General features: G+C 36.2%; 27 protein-coding genes and 2 pseudogenes. 7 read left to right on the top strand and 22 right to left on the bottom strand.

Annotation, left to right across the window (positions count from 1 at the left end):
- Positions 1 to 5 precede the first annotated feature (5 nt).
- Positions 6 to 632, bottom strand: coding sequence for a succinate dehydrogenase cytochrome B558 (gene sdhC, locus BGI23_RS21815; RefSeq protein WP_000678352.1), 627 nt, complete (start codon positions 630 to 632; stop codon positions 6 to 8).
- Positions 633 to 932: 300 nt separating this feature from the next.
- Here sdhC and BGI23_RS21820 point away from each other — a divergent pair, with 300 nt between their 5' ends.
- A complete protein-coding gene (locus tag BGI23_RS21820) occupies positions 933 to 1,382 on the top strand; it encodes a YslB family protein (RefSeq protein ID WP_000042220.1) in 450 nt (149 codons plus the stop codon).
- Between the two features lie 113 nt (positions 1,383 to 1,495).
- Here BGI23_RS21820 and uvrC read toward each other — a convergent pair whose 3' ends face one another.
- The 8 genes from uvrC to BGI23_RS21860 all read right to left on the bottom strand — a co-directional run bounded on the left by uvrC (position 1,496) and on the right by BGI23_RS21860 (position 10,601).
- Positions 1,496 to 3,280 (bottom strand): excinuclease ABC subunit C, encoded by a 1,785-nt coding sequence (uvrC, locus tag BGI23_RS21825; protein ID WP_000544274.1) that lies wholly within the window; start codon positions 3,278 to 3,280, stop codon positions 1,496 to 1,498.
- Between the two features lie 148 nt (positions 3,281 to 3,428).
- Positions 3,429 to 3,743, bottom strand: a complete 315-nt coding sequence (trxA, locus tag BGI23_RS21830; RefSeq protein WP_001018943.1) for a thioredoxin — start codon at positions 3,741 to 3,743, stop codon at positions 3,429 to 3,431.
- 211 nt (positions 3,744 to 3,954) lie between these two features.
- The gene (gene etfA / locus BGI23_RS21835; protein WP_000101965.1) at positions 3,955 to 4,932 is read right to left on the bottom strand and encodes an electron transfer flavoprotein subunit alpha; all 978 of its coding nucleotides are present in this window, start codon (positions 4,930 to 4,932) and stop codon (positions 3,955 to 3,957) included.
- A gap of 36 nt (positions 4,933 to 4,968) precedes the next feature.
- Positions 4,969 to 5,742, bottom strand: coding sequence for an electron transfer flavoprotein subunit beta (etfB, locus tag BGI23_RS21840; RefSeq protein WP_001029030.1), 774 nt, complete (start codon positions 5,740 to 5,742; stop codon positions 4,969 to 4,971).
- 78 nt (positions 5,743 to 5,820) lie between these two features.
- Positions 5,821 to 6,597: an enoyl-CoA hydratase gene (locus tag BGI23_RS21845; RefSeq protein WP_070806909.1), complete on the bottom strand. Its 777-nt coding sequence runs from the start codon at positions 6,595 to 6,597 to the stop codon at positions 5,821 to 5,823.
- An 11-nt stretch (positions 6,598 to 6,608) separates the two neighbouring features.
- Positions 6,609 to 7,196 (bottom strand): fatty acid metabolism transcriptional regulator FadR, encoded by a 588-nt coding sequence (locus tag BGI23_RS21850; protein WP_000742222.1) that lies wholly within the window; start codon positions 7,194 to 7,196, stop codon positions 6,609 to 6,611.
- A 106-nt stretch (positions 7,197 to 7,302) separates the two neighbouring features.
- Positions 7,303 to 8,988 carry a long-chain-fatty-acid--CoA ligase gene (locus BGI23_RS21855; protein ID WP_070806910.1) on the bottom strand — a complete coding sequence of 562 codons (1,686 nt, stop codon included), beginning with the start codon at positions 8,986 to 8,988 and terminating at the stop codon, positions 7,303 to 7,305.
- 188 nt (positions 8,989 to 9,176) lie between these two features.
- Positions 9,177 to 10,601: a BclA C-terminal domain-containing protein gene (locus tag BGI23_RS21860; RefSeq protein ID WP_070806911.1), complete on the bottom strand. Its 1,425-nt coding sequence runs from the start codon at positions 10,599 to 10,601 to the stop codon at positions 9,177 to 9,179.
- A 213-nt stretch (positions 10,602 to 10,814) separates the two neighbouring features.
- On the opposite strand from BGI23_RS21860, the pseudogene BGI23_RS28780 reads away from it, so the two are divergent.
- Positions 10,815 to 10,919: pseudogene (locus BGI23_RS28780) on the top strand (iron ABC transporter permease); the annotation flags it as partial.
- A gap of 136 nt (positions 10,920 to 11,055) precedes the next feature.
- Here the strand turns inward: BGI23_RS28780 and BGI23_RS29000 are convergent.
- A pseudogene (locus BGI23_RS29000) lies at positions 11,056 to 11,301 on the bottom strand (septation ring formation regulator EzrA); the annotation flags it as partial.
- 175 nt (positions 11,302 to 11,476) lie between these two features.
- Between BGI23_RS29000 and BGI23_RS21870 the strand changes: the two are divergent.
- Both BGI23_RS21870 and BGI23_RS21875 read left to right on the top strand, forming a co-directional pair.
- A complete protein-coding gene (locus tag BGI23_RS21870) occupies positions 11,477 to 11,980 on the top strand; it encodes a DinB family protein (RefSeq protein ID WP_070806912.1) in 504 nt (167 codons plus the stop codon).
- Positions 11,981 to 12,118: 138 nt separating this feature from the next.
- Positions 12,119 to 12,451 carry a YfjL-like protein gene (locus tag BGI23_RS21875; protein ID WP_070806913.1) on the top strand — a complete coding sequence of 111 codons (333 nt, stop codon included), beginning with the start codon at positions 12,119 to 12,121 and terminating at the stop codon, positions 12,449 to 12,451.
- A gap of 61 nt (positions 12,452 to 12,512) precedes the next feature.
- Here BGI23_RS21875 and BGI23_RS21880 read toward each other — a convergent pair whose 3' ends face one another.
- From BGI23_RS21880 to BGI23_RS21910, 7 genes are all read right to left on the bottom strand, one after another.
- Positions 12,513 to 13,205 (bottom strand): ABC transporter permease, encoded by a 693-nt coding sequence (locus BGI23_RS21880; RefSeq protein WP_070806914.1) that lies wholly within the window; start codon positions 13,203 to 13,205, stop codon positions 12,513 to 12,515.
- A gap of 24 nt (positions 13,206 to 13,229) precedes the next feature.
- A complete protein-coding gene (locus BGI23_RS21885; RefSeq protein ID WP_070806915.1) occupies positions 13,230 to 14,102 on the bottom strand; it encodes a DUF4097 family beta strand repeat-containing protein in 873 nt (290 codons plus the stop codon).
- A 23-nt stretch (positions 14,103 to 14,125) separates the two neighbouring features.
- Entirely contained in the window at positions 14,126 to 14,830 is a 705-nt protein-coding gene (locus tag BGI23_RS21890) for an ABC transporter permease (protein WP_070806916.1), read from the bottom strand.
- 34 nt (positions 14,831 to 14,864) lie between these two features.
- The gene (locus tag BGI23_RS28475; RefSeq protein ID WP_070806917.1) at positions 14,865 to 15,026 is read right to left on the bottom strand and encodes a hypothetical protein; all 162 of its coding nucleotides are present in this window, start codon (positions 15,024 to 15,026) and stop codon (positions 14,865 to 14,867) included.
- On the bottom strand, positions 15,019 to 15,942 hold the full coding sequence (locus BGI23_RS21900; RefSeq protein ID WP_070806918.1) for an ABC transporter ATP-binding protein: 924 nt from the start codon (positions 15,940 to 15,942) through the stop codon (positions 15,019 to 15,021). Before BGI23_RS21900 ends, BGI23_RS28475 begins: the two co-directional genes overlap by 8 nt.
- Before the next feature lie 126 nt (positions 15,943 to 16,068).
- Positions 16,069 to 17,004, bottom strand: coding sequence for a HAMP domain-containing histidine kinase (locus BGI23_RS21905; protein ID WP_070806919.1), 936 nt, complete (start codon positions 17,002 to 17,004; stop codon positions 16,069 to 16,071).
- A gap of 1 nt (position 17,005) precedes the next feature.
- Positions 17,006 to 17,698 (bottom strand): response regulator transcription factor, encoded by a 693-nt coding sequence (locus tag BGI23_RS21910; RefSeq protein WP_070806920.1) that lies wholly within the window; start codon positions 17,696 to 17,698, stop codon positions 17,006 to 17,008.
- Positions 17,699 to 17,866: 168 nt separating this feature from the next.
- Here BGI23_RS21910 and BGI23_RS28480 point away from each other — a divergent pair, with 168 nt between their 5' ends.
- Entirely contained in the window at positions 17,867 to 18,040 is a 174-nt protein-coding gene (locus BGI23_RS28480) for a hypothetical protein (RefSeq protein WP_070806921.1), read from the top strand.
- A complete protein-coding gene (locus BGI23_RS21920; RefSeq protein WP_001014308.1) occupies positions 18,041 to 18,235 on the top strand; it encodes a YwbE family protein in 195 nt (64 codons plus the stop codon).
- 40 nt (positions 18,236 to 18,275) lie between these two features.
- On the opposite strand, the gene BGI23_RS21925 is transcribed toward BGI23_RS21920, so the two are convergent.
- Both BGI23_RS21925 and BGI23_RS21930 read right to left on the bottom strand, forming a co-directional pair.
- Positions 18,276 to 19,475, bottom strand: a complete 1,200-nt coding sequence (locus BGI23_RS21925) for a class I SAM-dependent rRNA methyltransferase (protein ID WP_016118693.1) — start codon at positions 19,473 to 19,475, stop codon at positions 18,276 to 18,278.
- 89 nt (positions 19,476 to 19,564) lie between these two features.
- Positions 19,565 to 21,355 (bottom strand): cation:proton antiporter, encoded by a 1,791-nt coding sequence (locus BGI23_RS21930; RefSeq protein WP_070806922.1) that lies wholly within the window; start codon positions 21,353 to 21,355, stop codon positions 19,565 to 19,567.
- Between the two features lie 343 nt (positions 21,356 to 21,698).
- Here BGI23_RS21930 and isdG point away from each other — a divergent pair, with 343 nt between their 5' ends.
- Complete coding sequence (isdG, locus tag BGI23_RS21935; protein ID WP_000587815.1) at positions 21,699 to 22,022, top strand: heme oxygenase; 324 nt, start codon at positions 21,699 to 21,701, stop codon at positions 22,020 to 22,022.
- A 66-nt stretch (positions 22,023 to 22,088) separates the two neighbouring features.
- Here the strand turns inward: isdG and srtB are convergent, their stop codons facing one another.
- From srtB to BGI23_RS21950, 3 genes are read right to left on the bottom strand one after another with little or no spacing between them, the layout of a single operon-like run.
- On the bottom strand, positions 22,089 to 22,853 hold the full coding sequence (gene srtB, locus BGI23_RS21940; protein WP_070806923.1) for a class B sortase: 765 nt from the start codon (positions 22,851 to 22,853) through the stop codon (positions 22,089 to 22,091).
- A 31-nt stretch (positions 22,854 to 22,884) separates the two neighbouring features.
- Positions 22,885 to 23,655, bottom strand: a complete 771-nt coding sequence (locus BGI23_RS21945; RefSeq protein WP_070806924.1) for an ABC transporter ATP-binding protein — start codon at positions 23,653 to 23,655, stop codon at positions 22,885 to 22,887.
- Positions 23,645 to 24,628, bottom strand: a complete 984-nt coding sequence (locus BGI23_RS21950) for a FecCD family ABC transporter permease (protein WP_001036822.1) — start codon at positions 24,626 to 24,628, stop codon at positions 23,645 to 23,647. The genes BGI23_RS21945 and BGI23_RS21950 overlap by 11 nt, the downstream gene beginning before the upstream one ends.
- Between the last annotated feature and the right edge of the window lie 9 nt (positions 24,629 to 24,637).

Here is a 24,637-nt window from a genome sequence, read left to right on the forward strand (position 1 = left end):
ACTCCTTACTGGTTTGCTAGCTGTGGATCGATGAACGCTAATAATGCACTCACACCTACATAAGATAGACCTAAGAAAATAGCTAATGTTACATAAGTAGAGATTCTTTGTGAACGTGGAGATACTGTAATTCCCCAGCTGATGCAGAATGTCCATAGTCCATTTGCAAAGTGGAAAATTGTTGAAACAACACCAACTAAGTAGAATGCAAACATAGCTGGATTGTTTAAAATATCTGCCATCATGTCATAGTTTACCTCTTTACCTAACGCTGCTTGAATACGAGTTTCCCAGACGTGCCAAGAAATGAAAATCAGTGTAACGATACCTGAAATTCTTTGGAAGACGAACATCCAGTTACGGAAATAACCGTAAGAAACCGCATTGTTCTTAGCTGTAAATGCAATATATAAGCCATATATAGCATGGTACAGTATTGGTAAAAAGATAATGAAAATTTCTAGCGCATACCGGAATGGAAGGAGCTCCATAAAGCCTGCAGCTTTGTTAAAAGCCTCTGCTCCTCGTGTTGCAAAGTTGTTTACAATTAAATGTTGCGTCAAAAAGACACCAACCGGGATGACCCCCATTAATGAGTGCCACTTACGAAACGTATACTCGCGGCCTTTCATGTCCCCATTACCCCCCTTGAATGATTGACTGCTGTTTTCAGATTAGTTTATGGCAATAATGTTTTTTCACTATTGGCATAAGAAAAACTGAAAAAATTATTCGAAATATTTCAGCATAATTTGATACCAAGTTCATTTTACTCCTATTTTTGTCGAAGCGTCAAGAAAACGTATACATAATTTGCATATAATTTGCCAATTCTTTTTTTCTTCTTATATATTCAGATTTTCCCAAAGAAAAATCTGTTTTTATAAATGAGAAATGTTATATAATAATCCCTATAGAAAGAGGGGAATATTGTGAGTAAAAATACAATCGATACAACATCTTTAGAAGATGTTTCATTGAACGCCTTCGCTTACGAATTGCTACGTGAAGAATTACTACCTGATTTAATCGGTAACGATCTAGATGGTATTTTATACTGGTCCGGTAGAAACCTTGCAAGAAAATATCCACTAGACACAATTGAAGAAGTCATTCAGTTCTTTGAAAAAGCTGGCTGGGGCACTTTAAGCATTATTGAACATAAGCGTCGTGAAATGCAGTTCCAACTTAAAGGCACACTCATCGCTGAACGTCAAAAACAAAAAAGACATTCTTCTTATCAATTAGAAGCTGGATTCATCGCTGAACAAATTCAAAAGCAACGAAACGTCGTTGCAGAGTCCTACGAAGAAAAGAAAAAACGTTCAGACTCTATTACATTTCTTGTAAAATGGGATATAAAAGATCTCATTGAAGTGTAGCATTACCCACAGTCAACTAGACATATCAGTTTAGTTGACTTTTTGCATTTTCATTCATTTGAATTTATTTTAAATCTTCAGAAATTATACCAAAAAATAGAAGACGTTGTAAACTACAACGCCTTCTTATCCGCTAAATAACTATAAATCGTCTCTGCGACATTTTTCGGCATACCTGCTTCGACAAATTCCTCTATAGAAGCTTCTTTCATCTTCTTTAATGAACCAAAATGTTTTAACAATACCTTTTTCCGTTTATCACCGATTCCGGGGATATCATCCAGTGCTGATTGAATGACAGATTTCCCGTGTAATTGACGATGAAATGTAATCGCAAATCGATGCACTTCATCTTGAACACGCTGCAATAAATAAAATTCTTGGCTATTTCTCTCAAGCATCACAGGTTCAGGTGGATCTCCAATAATTAAATGAGATGTTTTATGTTTGTCATCTTTTACAAGACCTGCCATCGGAATATATAAACCGAGCTCATTTTCTAAAACATCACTTGCAGCCGCCAGATGGCCTTTTCCGCCATCAATAATGATTAAATCGGGTAAAGGTAAACCCTCTTTCAGCGCCCTTGTATAACGGCGTCTCACAACTTCTCTCATAGACTCATAATCATCTGGTCCTTGAACTGTTTTAATTTTATATTTCCTGTATTCTTTCTTAGCTGGTTTCCCATCAATAAAAGCAATCATTGCCGAAACAGGATTTGTCCCTTGAATATTTGAGTTATCAAACGCTTCAATACGATAAGGCGTTTCAATTCCGAGCTGCTTCCCTAAATTCTCTACAGCTTTAATCGTTCGCTCTTCATCACGTTCAATTAAATAGAATTTCTCTTCCAAGGCAATCTTCGCATTTTTATTTGCCAGTTCTACAAGATCTTTTTTCTTACCGCGTTTCGGCTGTGTCGCTTCCACTTCTAAAAAGCGTTCTACTAATTCTGAGTCTATACTTCCTGGAACGACAATTTCCTTCGGCTTAAAATGACTGCTGTTTTCATAAAATTGACCGATAAACGTTAAGAACCCCTCTTCTGGTTCATCGTAGATTGGAAACATAGAAACATCACGTTCGATTAGCTTTCCTTTTCGAACGAAGAAAACTTGAACACACATCCACCCTTTATCAACTGCATAGCCAAACACATCACGGTCCACTAAATCACTCATAATCATCTTTTGTTTTTCCATAATCGCATCGATATGAGCGATTTGATCACGTAACTCTTTTGCACGTTCAAACTCTAGTTTCTCTGAAGCTTCATACATTTTTGTTTCTAATTCCGAACGAACTTCTTTATGTCCACCATTTAAAAACTTAATAATTTCATCTACAATTTCTTTATTTTGTTCTTCCGTAACTTCTTTCACACAAGGTGCTAAACATTGACCCATATGATAATATAAACAAACTTTATCGGGCATATTTGAGCACTTACGAAGCGGGTACATACGATCTAGCAGTTTTTTCGTTTCATGAGCTGATTGTGCATTCGGATAAGGACCAAAATACTTTCCCTTATCCTTTTTTACATTTCGCGTAATAAGTAATCGCGGTTGTTTCTCAGCTGTAATTTTAATAAAAGGATATGTTTTATCATCTTTTAATTGAATATTATATTTTGGGTCATGTTTTTTTATTAAGTTTAACTCCAAAATGAGCGCCTCTAGATTTGAGGAGGTTACAATATATTCAAAATCTACAATTTCTCCTACTAGCCGAAGTGTTTTTCCATCATGCGAACCAGTAAAGTACGAGCGCACACGATTTTTAAGCACTTTTGCCTTTCCGACATATATAACCGTTCCTTGCTTATCTTTCATTAAATAACAACCAGGTTGATCTGGTAAAATAGCCAACTTCTCTTTTAAATGTTCGTGCACTCGTTACCCTCCATTTCTACATGCTTAGCATTTTTATTTTCACATGAAAACATACTATGCCAAAATACCCAACATACGTTCTTTCATTGTAACGGAAAGGTGTAAAAAAGGAAAATAAAAAAGGCTACCAAATGGTAGCCTTTTTATTTTAGAAGTGTTTAGAAACTAATTCTACTAACGCTTCTTTCGGTTTGTAACCTAACGCTTGATCAACTACTTTACCGTCTTTTAATACGAAAAGAGCTGGAATGCTCATTACTTCGAATTGACGAGCAGTTTCTTGGTTTTCATCCACGTCTACTTTTACTACTTTTACTTTTTCGCCTAGTTCTGCATCAATTTCCTCTAATACAGGAGCGATCATTTTACAAGGTCCACACCAAGGTGCCCAGAAATCTAATAATACAACACCTTCGCTAGTTTCTGCTGCGAAGCTTTGGTCATTTGCGTTTACAATTGCCATTTTATTTCCTCCTTCAAGTATATTCTACCAAGAGTATATCATTAACTTATATACGTGGCGAATAATATGTATCGTTATGTATTGTAACAAAAAAGTGTTCCTTTATACTATATAAAAATACGGATTAAATACTAAAAAGATGAGAGACAGGGGATCTCTCACCTTTTTCTATATATAGGGGTACTTCACTTGGAACTCAAGGGTACTCAAATCATGAATGTACTTTTAACTTTTTAAACTCTTCTGTTAAAAGAGGTACGACTTCAAATAGATCGCCAACAATACCGTAGTCAGCTACTTTGAATATACTTGCTTCTGGGTCTTTATTAATCGCAACGATTATTTTTGAGTTAGACATACCAGCTAAATGCTGAATCGCTCCAGAAATACCGCATGCAATGTATAGGTCTGGCGTAACAACTTTACCAGTTTGACCAATTTGTAATGAGTAATCGCAATACTCAGCGTCACAAGCACCACGAGATGCTCCAACAGCGCCGCCTAATACGTCAGCTAACTCTTTTAATGGTTTGAATCCTTCTTCGCTCTTCACACCGCGTCCGCCAGCGATAATAACTTTTGCTTCAGAAAGATCAACGCCTTCTGCCGTCTTACGGACGACATCTTGAATGATTGTACGTAAGTCTTTCACATCTACTGTAATAGAAGACACGTCACCACTGCGAGACTCATCTTTTTCAAGCGTTGCGATGTTATTTGGACGCACTGTCGCAAATAAGATGCCGTCTGTTACAATCTTCTTCTCAAACGCTTTACCAGAGTAAATTGGACGAGTAAAGATAACATTTCCACCTTCAACTTCTAAAGCAGTTACGTCAGAAACTAGACCAGCCTCAAGCTTCGCTGCTAATTTTGGTGATAAATCTTTCCCAAGTGCTGTATGTCCAAATACAATACCTTCTGGATTTTCTTCAGCATATACAGCTAAAAATGCTTGTGCATAGCCATCAGATGTATATGATTTTAATTTATCATTTTCAACTGTCACAACGCGATCTGCACCGTAATGAATCAATTCATTTGCAAAAGAAGCAACGCTGTCTCCAACTAGAAGACCTACTACTTCACCGCCTTCTGCAATTGTTTTTGCTGCTGCTACCGCTTCAAACGAAACGTTACGTAGCGATCCATCACGAACTTCACCCATTACTAATACTTTACGAGCCATAGATTTTCCCTCCTGCATATATAATTTCGTATTTTATTAGATTACTTTCGCTTCTGTATGGAGCAACGATACAAGTTCTTTTACTTGATCTTGCAGCTCGCCTTGTAACACTTTTCCTGCATCTTTCTTAGGAGGCAAATAGATTTCAATTGTTTTTGTCTTTGCTTCCACATCATCTTCCTCTAAATCTAAATCATCTAATTCTAATTCTTCTAGTGGCTTTTTCTTCGCTTTCATAATACCTGGAAGCGATGGATAACGAGGTTCATTTAAACCTTGCTGTGCTGTTACTAAAACTGGTAATGAAGTTTCAATCACTTCTGTATCACCTTCAACATCGCGCTCAATCTTCACGTTTGTACCGTCAATTTCAAGTTTTGTAATTGTCGTTACGTACGGAATATTTAATGCTTCAGCTACACGCGGACCAACTTGTCCAGATGCACCATCAATTGCAACGTTTCCGCCTAAAATTAAATCTGCATCTTTATCTTTTAAATATTCAGCAAGCACTTTTGCTGTCGTGAACTGGTCACCATTTTCTACATCATCTTCAATATTAATTAATACCGCTTTATCGCAGCCCATCGCTAACGCCGTACGAAGTTCTTTCTCACTATCTTCGCCACCAACTGTTACGACAGTAACTTCTCCACCTTGTGCGTCTCTTACTTGAATTGCTTCTTCAATTGCATATTCATCGTAAGGGTTGATGATGAATTCCGCTTCGCCATCGTAAATTGCACCGTTTTTAATTACGATTTTTTCTTCTGTATCAAATGTTCGTTTCATGAGTACGTAGATGTTCATTCCATTTACCCCCTTGTTTTTCAGAAAGATTCTATCAATTTTAATTTTCTGTTAATTTATATTAAAAAAATAATTGAACTACCTGCCGCTAAATGAAGGCTTACGTTTTTCTAAAAACGCCGCTACACCTTCTCTTCCATCTTCACTCGTAAATACTTCACCAAAGATTTGAGCTTCGCGTTGTACACCTTCATAATAATGAGACGATTTCGTCGTTTGCAATAACTCTAGTACAGCACGAGTCGTCGCTGGGCTTTTTCCAGCAATCTGTTTTGCAACTTTAAGCGTATCATCTAAAAATGTTTCTTCAGCAAAAACTCCGTTAACTAGTCCCCATTTTAATGCTTCTGCACTAGTAATCGGTGTACTTGTTAACATCATTTCACAAGCTTTCGCTTTCCCAACATAACGTGGTAATCGCTGTGTACCTGCAAATCCAGGAATTAATCCAAGTGTTAATTCAGGTAAACCAAGTTTTGCACTTTCAGTTGCAAAGCGCATGTGGCAAGACATAGCAAACTCAAGGCCGCCGCCAAGTGCCGCTCCATGAATTGCCGCGATAACTGGTTTTGAACATTTTTCAACGCGCTCAAACGTAACTTGTCCAAGCTGCGCTAATTCAGTCGCTTGCTTCGCTTCAGTAACAGATGTAAATTCTTTAATATCTGCTCCCGCCGAGAAGAAGCGCCCTTCACCGTGAATAACAACAACACGAATGTTATCATCCTTCTCCACTTGATCAATTAATTCAGTAACGTCATGCATAACTTGTGAAGACATCGCGTTAGCTGGCGCATGATTTAACGTAGCCACCGCGATATGATCTTCAACTCTTACAGATAGGAATTTCAACATGATCCCTCCCATTATTGACGATAACCACAAGCTGCAATAAGTAGCCCATGTACCGTTTTTGAAAGTGCGACCAGATCATACTTATGATCGCTCATTACCCAATTGGTCACAACTTCATCTACTGTTCCAAAGATCATTTGTCTTGCCACGCGAACATTTAAATCCGCTTGGAATTCACCTTGCTTTATACCTGTCTCTAAAATCTCATCAATAACTTGTAAGTAGCCTTTTAATACTTCATTTATTTTCAGGCGTAAGTCTTGATTGGACTGTCTTAGCTCTAATTGCGTAACGATAGCAAGAGGATCATTTTGCGACAACAGCAAGAAGTGCGTTTCTACCAACATGAATAACTTCGATACAGCGCTTTCAATTCCTGCTGTTTTTTGACGAATTGTTTCGACAAATTCTCCCATCTTCTCTTGGAATAAGGATATTAATATATCTTCTTTATTTTTAAAATATAAATAAATCGTGCCATCAGCTACCCCAGCTTGCTTTGCTATTTTAGAAACTTGCGCTTGGTGGTACCCATTCTCCGCAATCACAATGACTGCCGCATCAATAATTTGATTGTATTTCGGTCTATTTTTCTTCACTTTACTGTCCCCTTCAAGAAGATGACTGAATGAATAGTCATTCATATTCTTATAATACTGACTATTTAGAAAAGTGTCAATCCCATTTTTTCAAAAAGAAAGGGCCTTAGCCCGTTTGCTCATCCTCATTCTTTCTTTTCTCTTCCTCAATTAGGACACGGCGCAAAATTTTCCCAACTGTCGTTTTCGGCAGTTCATCTCTAAACTCATATACTTTCGGAACTTTATAGGCCGCTAAATATTTACGAGCAAACTGATTTAATTCTTCCTCAGAACACTCCGTACCTTCTTTTAACACAACAAACGCTTTAACTGTCTCTCCCCTATACGGATCAGGAACTCCAATTGTCACTACTTCTTGCACCTTTTCATGCTCATATAATACCTCTTCTACTTCACGAGGATACACATTAAATCCACTCGCAACAATCATATCTTTCTTACGATCTTTCACATAGAAGAAGCCATCTTCATCCATGTAGCCAACGTCCCCTGTATGGAGCCATCCATCTTGCAGTACAGCTGCTGTTTCTTCTGGCTTATTCCAATATCCTTTCATAATTTGAGGGCCTTTTACTACAATTTCACCGATTTCTCCCGGTGGTAATGCCTCACCAGTTTCAAGCGACATAATCATTGCTTCTGTATCTGGCCACGGAACTCCAATGCTACCTGGCACTCGCTTTTCCCATAAAAAATTACTATGTGTAACTGGAGATGATTCTGTTAAACCATATCCCTCTACTAATTTACCCCCTGTAACTGTTTCGAACTTTTCCTGTACTTCTACTGGCAGTGGTGCTGATCCACTAATACAAGCACGAATAGACGAAATATCGTATTCTTTTAAAAGCGGGCTATTTAAAAGAGCGATATAAATAGTTGGTGCTCCTGGAAACAATGTCACTTTATGCTTCTTAATCGCTTCAAAAACCATTTTCATATCAAATTTTGGAATAAGAACCATTTTGTATCCTTGCATAATACTTAAATTCATGACAGCCGTCATGCCATACACGTGGAAAAATGGAAGAACCCCAAGAACGACTTCTTCTCCTTCTTTGCAATTATATAACCATTGAACTCCCATCAAAGTGTTAGAAACGAGGTTTTTATGCGTTAACATAACGCCTTTCGGAAATCCAGTTGTTCCTCCTGTGTACTGTAAAAGAGCTAGATCATTTTCAGGATCACAAGGCACCTCAACACCTGTATTCACTTCTTTTTCTACTGAGTTCCAAAGGTGAATCGTTTCACTCTCTGATACTTTCACAACTAAATTCGACTGTTTTTTCTGCACAAATGGATACAATAGATTTTTAGGGAAGGGTAAAAAGTCCGCAATACGCGTTACGATAATATGCTCAACTTTTGTAGCAGATTGAACATTCGTTACTCTTGGAAATACTAAATCGAGGCAAAGAATGACTTTTGCTCCCGAATCATGAAGTTGATATTCTAATTCTCTTTCTGTATATAGTGGATTTGTTTGTACTACGATACCTCCTGCAAGTAATGTACCGTAATAACCAATTACAGCTTGCGGACAATTCGGCAACATAATGGCAACTCGATCACCCTTTTCCACACCGAGCTTTTGAAGATAATTTGCAAATCTCTTCACCTTATCATGAAAGTCTGAAAATGTAATATCCTTCCCTAAAAAGTGAAGCGCTTTCTTTTCTGGGTAGCGAGAAGCCATCTGTTCTACATATTTATGAAGCGGCTGAATATCATAAGAAATTGTACTTGGAATTTCCTCTGGATAATTTTTCAACCATGGTTTTTCCACCTTCATTCCCCCTTCAAATACATAAAAATAAATGAATGTTCATTCATGAGGTTGTTTTCATTATATTATAGTCACCATAACGTTACAATCATAATATTCTGACTTTTATATAACTATGCTTTACTTCATTAACTTCTTATTATATGTACAAACTCTCCTAATCTATAAAAAAATAAGAGAGTTATTATTTAGCTTAATCTTATTATCGTTAACACAGCTCCTGGTGTAGTTGTTGATAATGTTGCAACAGCTAACAAACCAAATAGTTGCAAACTAATAGCATCTCCTGCTGCAAGAGTTGTAATAATTGTTGCGCTAAATGATGTAGTTGCTAACGCAGGAGAATTGATCGTTCCAGCAAGTGGTGCTCCATTAATTGTAATACGAGAACTGACTAACAATGAAGCCGTTATATTAATCGTATATGAAATATAATAATTCCCAGCATTTGCAACCGTAAATACTGTATTTCCCCCGGAAACCGTAATACCAGGACCGATATTTTGATTATTCGGAAGCGGGACATTCGTTCCACCGAGAAGTACCGATATCGCTGTTCCCGACGTATTATTTGCAAATGCATACGTCGCCGTGATACTTGTACCTGTTACTCCCGTTGGACCGGTCGCTCCTGTTGGACCCGTTATTCCTGTTGCTCCCGTTATTCCCGTCGCTCCTGTTGGACCTGTTACTCCCGTTGAGCCCGTCGGACCTGTTATTCCTGTCACTCCTGTTGGACCTGTTATTCCCGTCGCTCCCGTTGGACCCGTTGCTCCTGTTACTCCCGTCGCTCCTGTTGGGCCTGTTGCTCCTGTTATTCCTGTTGGACCTGTTATTCCTGTCGCCCCTGTTGGACCTGTTGCTCCTGTTATTCCTGTTGCTCCTGTTATTCCCGTCGCTCCCGTTGGACCCGTTATTCCTGTTGGACCTGTTGCTCCTGTTACTCCCGTCGCTCCCGTTGGACCCGTTGCTCCTGTTACTCCCGTCGCTCCTGTTGGGCCTGTTGCTCCTGTTATTCCTGTTGGACCTGTTATTCCTGTCGCCCCTGTTGGACCTGTTGCTCCTGTTATTCCTGTTGCTCCTGTTATTCCCGTCGCTCCCGTTGGACCCGTTATTCCTGTTGGACCTGTTGCTCCTGTTACTCCCGTCGCTCCCGTTGGACCCGTTGCTCCTGTTACTCCCGTTGCGCCCGTCGGACCTGTTGCTCCTGTTATTCCTGTTACTCCTGTTGCTCCTGTTATTCCCGTTGCTCCTGTTGGTCCTGTTGCTCCTGTTGCTCCTGTTGCTCCTGTTACTCCCGTTGCTCCTGTTGCTCCTGTTATTCCTGTCGCTCCTGTTGGGCCTGTTATTCCCGTCGCTCCTGTTGGGCCTGTTGCTCCTGTTATTCCCGTCGCTCCCGTTGGACCCGTTGCTCCTGTTACTCCCGTTGAGCCCGTCGGACCTGTTGCTCCTGTTATTCCCGTCGCTCCCGTTGGACCTGTTGATCCTGTCGGACCGGTTGGGCCTAGCTTAGGCACTGTCCCATCGCAACTAAAACAACACGAATCAACATGTACACCATTTTGATTATTACAACTACAATATCCATTTATATTATTTCTCCATGAAGACATGTTGATCACTTCCTTTACTTCGATCTTTTAAGTACAATCATCTAGTTAAAAAACACCTATCTAACTAACAAAGAAATAATTTACTTAATAGAATAAACACAGATACATTCCATAGATTCTAGTAATTATTACATGCAATTTGCTCTCCTTTTGCTTGTACTTTCGCCTCATCTCCACAGATTATTAACTATACACATTTCACTTTGTATTGGGACGATTGCATATCCGAAAGAAATCCCTTCCAACCTTGTCGTTGCTGTAATTGGAGCACCTTATTTCTCATGTTTGATGAGGAAGAGTGAAAAAAAGGTTAATTAAAAACCAGCTTCATATATGAAGCTGGTTTTTCTATTATGGCATAGAGTGAAACTCTAATTAGGCTTTTACAGGCAACCTGACTTCCATCTAAATTCTTCAATCCAGCCGAGTTTTGAGGCGGAAGTTTTACTGCCCGTTAATGCGGGATAAAATTAATATAAGCTTTGTACATAAAATATATAACAAGTGAATACATGATTATATTGAACACACTTCGTTTTAAAGTTAACTTTCTCTTTAATTTCTTATCTTGTAATTTTAGTTCTATTCCGTTCGCTACTTTCAATCCACCTATTATTTGAAATAGCTCTCTATAATCATCAGCATTTCCTAACAATACGTATTCCTTATCATTTTTATACTTTATATGCAGAAATTCACTTTCATTTCTCTATTCATTACATATACGAATAAAAAGATCGTTTTTCTGACACTTTTACAAATATTTTCTAATTTTTTACAATGTAGCAATATTTAACGAAAGCTTTTCTATTAAAAGGGAATACATCACTTCTCTCGAATTTAATGTATGAATATAAATAGGGGGGATAACAATAATGTACCAAACTATTGAAGGCTTTTTGCAATCATGGACATACGAGGCTGAGTCTACTCAAAAGATGCTCGATGCATTAACCGATGCATCTTTATCACAAGAAATTGCACCTGAGCATTGGACGTTAGGCAGAGTTGCTTGGCATATCGTGACGGCAATTCCAGTTATACTATCTGGTACGGGACTTAAATTTGAAGGAGAAATGAAAGATTATCCTGTACCAACTTCAGCAAAAACAATTGCAGATGGATATCGTAAAGTGAATACAGCTTTTGTTGAAGCACTTCAAAGCGAATGGACGGATAAAGACTTAACTACTATTAATGACTTCTTTGGACGCCCTATGCCAAATTCTATATTTTTAATGACACTCATTAATCATCAAAATCACCACCGCGGACAAATGACAGTTTTAATGCGCCAGGCTGGCTTAACAGTTCCTGGCGTATATGGTCCTGCAAAAGAAGAATGGGCTGCCACTGGAATGGAAGCACCTAAAATGTAACTACAGAAAAAGACAAGGTGTTTACACATCTTGTCTTTTTCTGTAACTTGTTTCATGTGAAACTATTTTTTGCTAAATGGTTGTTTTATGGAAAAAATACGTTAAAATGAATACATATTATGAGGAGGGGCAACCAAATTGAATACAAAAAATAAAAAAATAGCTATGGGAACTATTTTACTAACTTCTATTATCGGAGTTATCAGTGTGTCTCTTTATTGCACAAGTTATGGTACCCCTTTGGGAAAACAAACAGCAGTTACGGAATCAAAAGAATATATTACAAAATACTTTAATCTAGATGCGGAAGTCAAAAATACTTCTTACGATGCTAAAATGAATAGCTATGCAATCTCCTTTGAAACAAGTAAAGACGGAGAGTTTACTATTGAATATAAAAGTCCTAATAACTTTAATATTTCTCCAGGAGTACAAGCTTATTTAAGCAAACACTCCAAGTTTACAGAGTAGTAACGAAGCATACATATACAAAAAGAGTTGGTGTAACGCCAACTCTTTTTTCTTATTCTTGTCATACAGTTACATCTTCCTTCTCTATATTTTTAATTCCGTAACATGCAATCACAACTCCAATTGCTGCAAGTGCTAGTTGAAGAGGAAGAAAAGTTGCTACAGAAAACGTAGTGCTATTCATTGCAATTGATACAACGATAATTGATGAAACAATTGTAGTTGGCACGGAACGTTTACGCATTCCGAAATATAGTGGGATTAAACTTATTCCCGCAGTTGCAACGGCTAAAGGAACAAGGTTTATCCCTTCTTGCATCAATTGATCTACTGTGAATGAATGAGGAAGAATTGAAAAATAGCTATCTATCCCAAAGAAAACTCCTACTACTAAAATATTAGATAAAATAACTGTTATAAATGTTAATGTTGCTGTAATAACCAACTTACTAACCATCATTTTCTTTCGGTTAATTGGATAAGAAAACATAAGTAGTATTGTTTTGTTTTTATATTCACCAATTATTAACCTTGCGATTAACACACTACCAAAAATAATAAACGTTGCTCTTACTAATGTACTAGCCATTAACAAAACCATCTGTGGATCTCTTATTTCTGGATCGCCTTCTATTTGAGAAACGATGCTCGTAAAGATCAGTAATGCCAGTATAGCGATATTTGCAATAATCGCTCCCCTTACATACCATCCAAGCTTAAACTTCTTCATTTCTAGCTTCATAAGACGTAGCATAATAGTCCTCCTTTCATTTGAAATTTAATCGATATAAATCGCTCCTGTTTTACTTAAAATCTTCATTTCGTTTTTCGCATCACCAATGGTTCCTGCTTTTACATGTTCTGTATTTTTATCTTTCTTAAGTCCTTTTACATTCACCATTACGTCAGACGAATTACTTTTAGCCGTAAGTTTTAAAGAAGTCGGAACACCTTTATACCGTACGCCAATATCTCCTGATTTTGTTTCTACAAATAACGATTTTCCTTCTTTCATATCCTTCAGTAATACTTCTCCCGATGTTGAAGTGATGTTCATATTTGAGTTACTTACATTTGTTATATAGTTATCACCAGTCGTAGACTTTATATTTAATTCTTGTACTGAACTATCTTTTACAGCTAACTCTCCACTTTGCGATATGAATTCACCTTTCTCAGCTGATAGTCCTACAACCATTTCATCTCCAGACTTGCTTTTTGTCACGATACTTTTTACTACTATATCGCTTATTTTCACATCACCCGATTTATTATTTAATACAATTTTATCTATTTCTTTCTTCGGAATAGCTATACATATACTATTTTTCTTCCTAAACGTGAAACCATTAAAAAATCTGGTCGCCTTTTGTTTTTGCTTAACTATAACTTTATTCCCTGCCTGTTCTATTTCGACAGGATCTACCTCTTTATCTAAACGTTTACCTTGAGCCGAAATGACTATTTTGTTAGCGTCTGTACTTCTAAATTCAATATCCCAGTTTTCATTGTCTACTTCTATTTCTTTTATATTATTGATCTCAAAAGACTTTTCTTTCTTAAAATCTTTGCCCTTAAATACCTTAAAACCAAAAACTACACTAGCAATTGTAATGAATAATATTGCAATTACTATTATTCTTTTCACCATTCATACCCCAGTTCGTTATTGTTTTATGCTACATCGATCTTGTCGATTTTACGAAATGATAGATAACTAATGAAAATTCCTAATAAACAGAGCACGATTGGAATAGCTATAAAATCAAACATACTTACTTGACCGTTTCCAGCACCAACGTTACCACTAATCAGCATACCAATGATTACTGCCGAAGTTATCGTTGTCGGTGTCGATTTCTTTCTCATTCCAAAAAATAAAGGAATTAAGCTTATACCTGATATCATAAATGCACTTATAACAGTAGTTGGAACGGTAGCTATTATTTCACCTATCGTAGCAGGTGTTTCAATCAGTCCCATCATTGGACTCACAAAATATACGAGCAAACTAATAATGAAAGTAGCGATAATCGTGCTCACAAAACAAAAACAAAAAACAATTGTTAATTTCGCACTCATTAACATTTTCCTTTGCAGCGGATACATAAATGATAGTTGGATCGTTTTATTCTTATACTCATCAATTACTAAACGTGATAAAATGACCGAACTAAAAATAATGAATGTTATTCTAATAAAAATATTTGCTAACGCCATGTTCTGTGTGAAGTCAGAGAATAGCATGTCTTCCTCGGCTTTCATTCCCCATGCCATAAGGCTCACTACAGCGAAAATTGCTATAATACAAATTGCTACACTTTTAAAGTAACTAGATAATTGATGTTTTCTCCATTCGAGCTTCATTAATTTAAACATATAAACCACGCCTCCATTCTTTATATAACTGTCTCTACACTGCTAACATTCTAATTCCAGCAGTAACTACGCTTAACATTCCTATCATTAGTAGAATTAACAACCATTTCCGCTCTGGTTTCCTATAATATAAAATCCCACTTATGAACATTACAATCAATCCACTTACTAGATTCACTAACAATCCATTAAGCATGAATGCCCTCTCCATCCATTACATTTAAGAAATATTCTTCTAAGGAACTATGTTTCTTATTAATACTTTCAATTTCTACATCGTTCATAATAAGTGCTTTTGAAATAGCTTGCTGCGTCGCCTTCAATTCATACACACGAATCATATTCCCGCTCATTATTTTGTAATTTTTTATACCGAGTTTATCTTCTAAAATATAAGCTGCACGCTTCACATCAGGAACAGTAATTTCAATGTACTCTGTTTGTTTTCCGTTAATACTCTTCATCGAAACTTCTTTTATTAGTTTTCCATTTTGAATTACACCGATTGTATCTGCCATTAGTTCCATCTCGCCTAAAATATGACTAGAGACTAATAACGTAATACCATATTCTTTGCAAAGCATTTTAAATAAGTCTCGTAACTCTTTAATACCAATTGGATCTAAACCGTTAATTGGCTCATCTAAAATGAGTAATTCTGGCTTTGTCATGATCGCCCTTGCAATACCAAGTCGTTGCTTCATCCCTAATGAAAAATCTTTTACTTTTTTATTATCGATCCCTTGCAATTTTACTAAATGTAAAGCATGGTCAATTGCGTTTTTATCGTAATAGCCCATATATTCACAATGTAATTCTAAGTTTTCTTTCGCCGTTAATTTATCATAAAAGATTGGATATTCGATAATTGTCCCCATGCGCTTTAATACTTCATAAGATGTATCCGTTAACTTCTCACCGAAAATTTCAATATCACCGCTCGTCGGCTTTATTAAATTTGTGATCATTTTCATAATCGTTGTTTTACCAGCACCATTCGGTCCTAAGAAACCGTATATCTCTCCTTTTTTCACATGCATGTTAACGCTAGAAATAACTTCTTTTCCCTTAAACACTTTCGTTAACTGATTCGTTTTTAATATATATGTCATGTCGTTTTCTCCTTTCGCACTACTTTATACTTCTATAATAGACAACGGAAATCTCTTTTTTCTTACCCGTTTCTTACAAATTCCTTACGCTGAAAAAAAAGCTTGTAGAATCTACTTCTCTACAAGCTAAAACTGCATCTTTGTTAATACAATTGTAAAAATTGTTTTTTTATACGGTTTACTAAAAAGATGTATTTCTCCGTCCATCGCTTCTACAAGCCTTTTCGTAATCGTTAAACCTAGACCGCTTCCTTGGTACAATCTATTTCTGGAATCTTCAAGTGTGTACATACGCTCAAACACTTTATCAATATGAGATTCATCAATTCCTTTTCCTGTATCCCATACATCTATATACACATTCGTTTCATCATCTCTTAACGTCATACCGAGCGTCTTTCCATCATCTCCATATGTAATTGCATTTGATATTAAATTATTCAATACTCTACCTAATACTTCTACATTTCCAAGTGCATATATATTTTTTTCTGGTATATTAATATGAACATGAAAACCTTTCGTCGTCACTAAATCATAAAAAGATAAAATTTTCTCACGGCAAACTTCATTCATATTTACTTTTGTCATCTCGATTGCCTTGTCACCAGATTCTAGTTTTGCTAAATCAAAAAACTTATGAATCAATTCCATTACTTCTAATGTTTTCACATGCACCTTTTCAAGTAATATTTGTTGTTCTTCTTTATTTATCGTTTTATCCTTATTTAACATTTCTGTATATCCAAGAATAACTGTTAGTGGTGTTTTCAAGTCATGTGAAATATTTGAAAGCATTTTTCTCATCGAAATTTCTACTTTCGCATGATCAGCATTCGTTTTCTGTTTCGCATCTAACAATTGATTAATTGCCACTAACAACTTTTGCAATTCTAGATCACCTGTCATAACGAGTAACTTCTCGCCTGTTTTTTCATTAACAATACTTTCTAATTTTTCATATGTGTATCGCAAATTTTTGCTACTATTTTTCCTCATTTTATATTGTATATAAATGACACATAACAATATAAAAATAATACCTATTAACAAATTGACCATATTACATCACGTCCAGCTTATAACCGATACCCCATAACGTTTTAATGTATTCTGGATTAGATGGATCACTTTCGATTTTCTCACGCAATCTTCTCATATGAACATTAATAACGTTATCGTCACCGTAATACTCTTCGTTCCAAATTAGCGTATATATTTGTGCTTTCGTAAATACACGATTTTGATTCTTTACAAACAGTTTTAAAATCTCAAATTCTTTTAAAGTAAGTTTGAGAGGATTCCCATTTTTTTTCACAGTAAAATTAATTGGATCAATCGTTAAATCACCAATTTGAATCATCTTTTCTGTTGTTTCTGTAGCTGAATATTTCGTAGATCTCCGAATTCCTGCTTTTACACGCGCGGCTAATTCAATCATAGAAAATGGCTTACAAATGTAATCATCTGCTCCAAGCCCTAATCCGACAGCTTTATCAACATCTGTATCTTTTGCCGACATCATTAAAATCGGAACAGCACTTTTTTCTCGAATGATTCGCACAACCTCTAAGCCATCTAACTTTGGCATCATAATGTCTAGGATAATCAAATCAAATGAACCTTTTAAATATGTGTTCACACCCTCTTCTCCATCAGACGCGATTGTAACTTGAAAGCCTTCTTTTATTAAATACTTTTCCACCATCTCTTGAATTGAGAGATCATCTTCAACTAATAAAATATGATGTGACATATGTCTATCCCCTTTTTACAAACGTTAACAATTCAATTGTATCGTAACTACTACAGACTTGAAACAAATATATGAATTTTCAAACCAACTTCCCTTCCTTCCTTAACAATGATATGATGAAATTTACTACGATAGTTCATAATTAACTTTATATAAAGGAGACTTATCATGTCAGAAAACAAAAAAGTAAGCTTAGCTGATTTAATGCGCGAACAACTTGCAAAGAAAAAGAAAGGTAACGGTAATGGTCAAAATGCCAAAAACCAAAGCCAAGAAACAAAAAAATTACAAAACCAACAAACGAAAAAGACAAACAACCAACGTAGACGTACAGGTGTATAAATGAACGGACAAAAACGTTCTAATATCGCACCCGGCCTTGAAGTTGATATTGTATTAAAACAAGATCAACGCACCGGCAAATTAACACGTGGAATTGTAAAAGATATTTTAACGAACTCCCCTTCTCATCCACATGGCATTAAAGTGCGCTTGGAAGACGGGCAAGTCGGTAGAGTACAAAATATCGTTCAATAAGAAAAAGGAGCTCAACTAAACTCGAGCTCCTTTTTCTTTATTACCCTTTAATTTTCTCAATGAAAACTACTTTTAAATAGTCTCCTTCTTTAAATTGATCGATTGTACGGAAATCTTCTGGTAAAGAATGTTCTTCTAATATTTTATATTTGCCATTCATTTCTTTAAATGCTGTATCAATAAAGCCTTTAAACTTTTTCATATCGAATGCGCTACAATTTGTTGAAGCAACGATAATCCCGTTATTTTCTGTAATGGCAATTGTTTCTTTTAATAAGTTTTTATAATCTTTCGCTGCACTAAATGTATATTTTTTTGAACGCGCAAAGCTTGGAGGGTCAAGTACGACCATATCAAATTTCATTTTTTTCTTCGCTGCATATTTGAAGTAAAGAAATACATCTTCTACAATGATATCTTGCGCTTCATAATCAACTTCATTTACACTAAACTGCTCAATCGTTTTACTTAAACTACGATTTGCAAGGTCGACACTCGTCGTTTTGCTCGCTCCACCAAGCGCTGCGAATACAGAGAACGCACCTGTATAAGAGAACATGTTTAACACGGTTCTTCCCTTCGCATACTTATCACGAATTTGTTTTCGAACGTTACGTTGATCTAAAAATACACCAACCATCGCCCCGTCGTTTAAATACACCGCAAAGTTCACACCATTTTCTTTTACGATAAGCGGGAACTCACCGCGCTCTCCTGCTACGAAATCATCACCTTCAATGTATTTCCCTTTCGTATCAAAACGCTTCTTCTCATAAATGCCTTTAAAGTTTGCTACTTTTTGAAGAGCTGCTATAATCTCATCTCTGAAAGTATAAATCCCTTCACTATACCAACTTACTACATAATATCCATCATAATAATCGATGATTAAGCCGCCAAGACCATCACCTTCACCGTTTAGGGCACGGAATGCTGTCGTATCACTTGATTTGTAAAATTGCTTTCGTTTATGTAAGGCAGATTTAATTTTACTTTCAAAGAAAGATTGATTAATTTGTTCACTCTCTTTTCTCGTTAAAATCCAGCCGTACCCTTTATTTTGTTTTCCATAATAGCCTTTTCCGATGAATTGGTTCTTCTCATCTACTACTTTAATGATTGTTCCTTCTTCCTGAACATCATTTAAATTTTGGATTGCATCTTTTAAAATAAGTGGATACCCACTTTTAATTTCTTTTATAAATTTCGGTTTTATTTTTACAGTTACTTCTGATCGCATATAAAAACTTCCTTTCCATTTGCATGCTTTCTCTATAGGAAGCACTTAAAAAACGAGACTGAAAAACAGCCTCGTTTCACTATACCATATTATTGCTTTGCTAGTACAACTAGCTCATCCCCTGGCATAACAGCTATATATTTATACAATGTTGAAAAAGTAAGACTACCATCTCTATGGCGAATAAATAGTATTAAATCCTCTGAATCGATTTCTTCTTTATTAATCTTTTGTTCTTCTGCAACTTGTATCGTTTTAAACGTATAACCATCTTCAATTTTTCTATTTAATTCTTCATAAATTTCATTTTGACCAAACAGTAAATGAGCTTTTTTCGAAAGGGAAATGCGTTCTTGTTCAATCTTTTCCACATCATGGATTGGAAGTAAAAATGTATTATGATGTCCAAACTGCGGTACGTATGTATTTGCGACTAATACATTATAAGAATCCGTATCTGTAACTGCAATTAAGTATTCGTACTGATTCATATCAACTTCAAATTGTAATTGTTCAGAAAGTACTTGGCCATTATATGTATTAAGCCCTTTCACCTTTGCACATTGCAAATGCTCTTCTGATACATCTACAATTAAGCTTGGAATACCCATTTCTTTACAGTGCAATGCAAAAGCAGATGAGAATGTACTCGCACCTGAAATTAAAATTCCTGGTGGCTCCGTATTCGCCAATCCCAATCTTTTCGCTAAAAATCCAATTGAAAATCCATGAGCACAAACGGTCGTAATAACGAGTGCAAATGTAAGTGCCGTTAATATAGAAGCATCTTTATAACCTTCTTGTAATAACTCCGTCGCAAAGTAACTTGAAACCGTTAATGCAACAATACCTCGCGGCGCAATCCAGCCAACTAGCGCCCGTTCTGCTTTTGTTAACTCTGTGCCGATTGTCGATATCCAAATCGATAAAGGGCGTACAACAAATAGCATCATAAGTACGAAGCTTATAATAGGCCAGCTGAAAATCTCCATAATCGTTGTTCTTGGAAGGGATGCTGTTAATATGATAAAAACAGTCGACGTTAGTAGCACAGAAATATTTTCGTTAAAATGACGAATATCACCGATAGAAGAAATATATTTTTTCATCCGCGCAAGCGTAATCCCCATTACTGTCACAGCTAGCATACCTGTTTCATGCATCACTTCATCCGCAATGCCAAAACATAACAGTACCGTAACTAGCAAAATTGGGGCTTTTAAATATTCTGGTACTTTTCCCTTTAAAATCATATAGCTCATAAAAATACTAAATACATAACCGAGTACCATTGCAAATAATGAACCTGCAAAGAAGTACAGCAACGTATGTAATTGTACATTTTCTTTCGTTAAGAAATTTACAATTTGAAAGGCGAATACAGCAAGCAAAGCGCCAAATGGATCAACGATAATCCCTTCCCATTTTAAAATTGCAGCTGTTCTTGGTTTTAATCGCGCTTGGCGTAACAACGGAATAATTACCGTTGGACCTGTCACAATAAAAAGTCCTCCAATAATAAATGCAACCGCCCAATCTAATCCAGCGACGTAATGAGCTGCAAGCGAGCCAGCAATCCACGCGATAAACGCACCAAACGTAACGATACGAAATACTGGTTTTGATAGCCCCCTCAGTTCACGTATATCTAAACTTAAACTACCCTCAAACAATATAATCGCAACAGAGAGTGATACGAGTGGACTAAAAACATCCCCAAGCACCTCTTTGGGATTAATAATACCCAAAACCGGACCAATTAATAATCCAGCAACTGCCATAACAACAATCGCCGGAAGCTGGAAACGCCATGCAGTCCATTGTGAAGCAATACCTAATGTAATAATAATAACGATACTAAGTAAAAGTGATTCAACCATAATGCCCTCCTTGTTCATAGTATTGCGACAGCAAAGTATAAACCATACTTTACTTCTATATATTTTCAATTGATTCTATTTACATAATATATAACCAAGTTAAATATATAGTCAACAGGAGGATATTATACTACATAAAGTGAAACTTTAATCAGCCCGCCCTCCACCTAACTTCTTCGCTTTCGCTAAATTTTGAGGTGAGGGTCTTACTGCCCAGCAAATAGCGGGATTAAAAATATTATCATAATTTAAGATTACCATTGACAATGATAATGATTTTCATTATCATTTAATGTATATGAATTCTCGAAAATAAAGGCTACAACTTATAGGAGGAATAAACATGATTATTGTTACAAATACAGCTAAAATTACAAAGGGAAATGGACATAAATTAATTGATCGTTTTAATAAAGTAGGTCAAGTCGAAACAATGCCAGGATTTTTAGGATTAGAAGTTCTTCTAACGCAAAATACAGTTGATTATGACGAGGTAACAATTAGCACGCGCTGGAATGCAAAAGAAGATTTCCAAGGTTGGACAAAGAGCCCAGCATTTAAAGCTGCTCACTCCCATCAAGGCGGAATGCCAGATTATATTCTTGATAATAAAATCTCTTACTATGATGTAAAAGTTGTACGTATGCCAATGGCTGCAGCACAGTAAAAACTGTTTTTTTAAAGTATAGAATATGAGAAGCGTTACCACTTCTCATATTCTATACTTTTTTATTTACTGTCTTTTTACTAGTTTCGCATGTACGACTAATCTTCCTGCTTCTGGATCGAGTGCATAGTCACACGTCGAAAGTGTTACAATTTGATCACTTGCTGTTACTGTTGTATCCGTTTTATACAACGATTTTTCTTGAATTTTCTCCAAAAATGATGTGTATTCCGTATCACTGCTAAAATCCGTTTCAATGTAATAAAAATCAGTTGTTGTTGTATACACCGAGAACACTTCAAGATCATATCCTTCAAATAATGTATCGTAATATAATTTACGATGCGACATGAAGAAATCTTCATCTAACATTTTCTTTAAACTTCCAAACATAGAACCATCTTTCATACGATGACCATATAAAATAGTATTTCGATTTTGAGATTTCACATCATTGCGATAGTCCATAAAGATGCTTCCTGCTCTCATATCTTCACCTTTATAATTACGAAATAAATAGTAATCATTGTCTTTCGCTTGAACGATTGGATAATTAATTTGTGTATCATCCATCGTAACCCATCCAACTATTTCTTGGTTAATTTGCTGCAGAGCTTTGAACTGTTTACGCACTTCCCCGTCTTGTGATTGCTCTTCCATCGGACTTTTTTCATAAATATTTTGTGCTTCGGCCATTACTTTACGATTTTCATAGTAATCCATGAAAATATCACCTAATTCATATACTGAATAGAAAAAGGTACCTAAAAAAACAACTGTAAGTATTCGTTGAAAAAAAGAATTCTTCTTCCGTTCTTTTTTACTACTCAAATTATCACCTCAAAACGGATTGTTCGTATATTCAAATACCCATTGGGACCATATACAATCCTGTATCTTCATCTTGCTTTACCACGACATCTACACCGTATATCACCTTTATCATACTTTCTGTCACAACGTCATCCGGCTTACCTTTCGTAACAATCTCGCCATCTTTCATAACGATGATGTGATCACTATAGCGAATCGCCTGATTAATATCGTGTAATACCATGACGATCGTCAATCCATGTACTTCATTTAACTCTTTTACTAACTCTAATATTTCAAGTTGATAATAAATATCTAAATAGGTTGTCGGTTCATCTAAAAAGAGCATTGGTGTTTCCTGAGCTAACGTCATGGCAATCCAAACACGTTGTCTTTCTCCACCAGATAAAGCATGAATCTCTTTATCACGTTTACTTAGCAAATTCGTATATGCTAAAGCCCTTTCGATCGCTTCTCTATCTTCATCGGTTTGCGAGGAAAAAATATTTTTATGAGGCATACGACCAAAACTTGTTAATTTCTCTACCGTCATATCTGCTGGTGCTTCATTTTGTTGATGGACAACGGCTAACTTTCTAGCAAACTCTTTCGGTTTATATTGGCTAATTGCTTTCCCATCTAGTATGACCTCTCCGCTACGAGGATCATGATTTCTTGACATCACGCCAAGTAATGTCGATTTCCCGCAACCATTTGGACCAATAATTGTTGTAACTTTACCAATTTCTATTTCACTACTAACCGACTTTAATCGATCCGTTACATTATCATACGAAAAGGTTACATTTTTAATTTCCATGAACTTTATCACTCTTTCTAAGCAAGAATATTAAGAATGGTCCACCAATGACTGCCATAATTGTTGCTGCTGGAATTTCATTAGGTGGCACAATTAACCTTCCAATCGTATCCGCCGTCAAAATTAATAACGCTCCTGCAAGTGCAGAAAATGGAATCAACACTTTATGGTCTGAACCAACTAGTTGTCTCGAAATATGCGGAACAAGTAATCCAACAAAAGCAATGACTCCTGCAATCGCTGTTGATACTGCCGCTAAAAGTACTGCAATAGCAGAAATAATAAGACGAACTCTCGTCACGTGCAAACCTAAGTTTTTCGCAGTCTTATCTTGTAGCGATAATAAATTACACCAAGCTCCTACAAACAGTGCAAGAATAAGACCAATTGTTCCATACGTAACCATTATTTCTACATCGCTCCACGTCTTCATCGTTATATTAGAAGTCGTCGTTTGCTTAATACTCTTAATGAAATATCCACAAATCGTAATGAAAGATTCATTTAATCCAGTAAACATCGCATTAATAGCTATACCAACTAAAATAATACGAAGTGGACTTAACCCTGACTTCCATGAAAAGGCATAAACGAGATAACACGCAAACGCACCACCTAAAAAGGCGAATACTGGTGTCCAGAAAAAGAATTGCGGGAATAACGTAATAATAACAAGTGTCATAAAACTTGCTCCTGAAGATATACCGATCACTCCAGCATCAGCGAGTGGATTTTTCATAACAGCTTGAAAAAGCACACCAGAAACAGCAAGAGCCGCCCCAGTAAACAGTGCAATAATAATACGTGGGAAACGTAAATCTTTAATGACTTCAACATCTTCATTTGCCCCTGTAAATATCCCTTGCACAAGGTCAACAATACCTACTTCTAAACTCCCTTTCATTGCTGACAATGACGTCATAACAATAAGCAATACAGTAACAATGAAGAAACTCCAAGTTTTTTTATTCATTTCACTCTT

It is taken from the genome of Bacillus sp. ABP14, from assembly GCF_001831375.1.
Taxonomy (GTDB): domain Bacteria; phylum Bacillota; class Bacilli; order Bacillales; family Bacillaceae_G; genus Bacillus_A; species Bacillus_A paranthracis.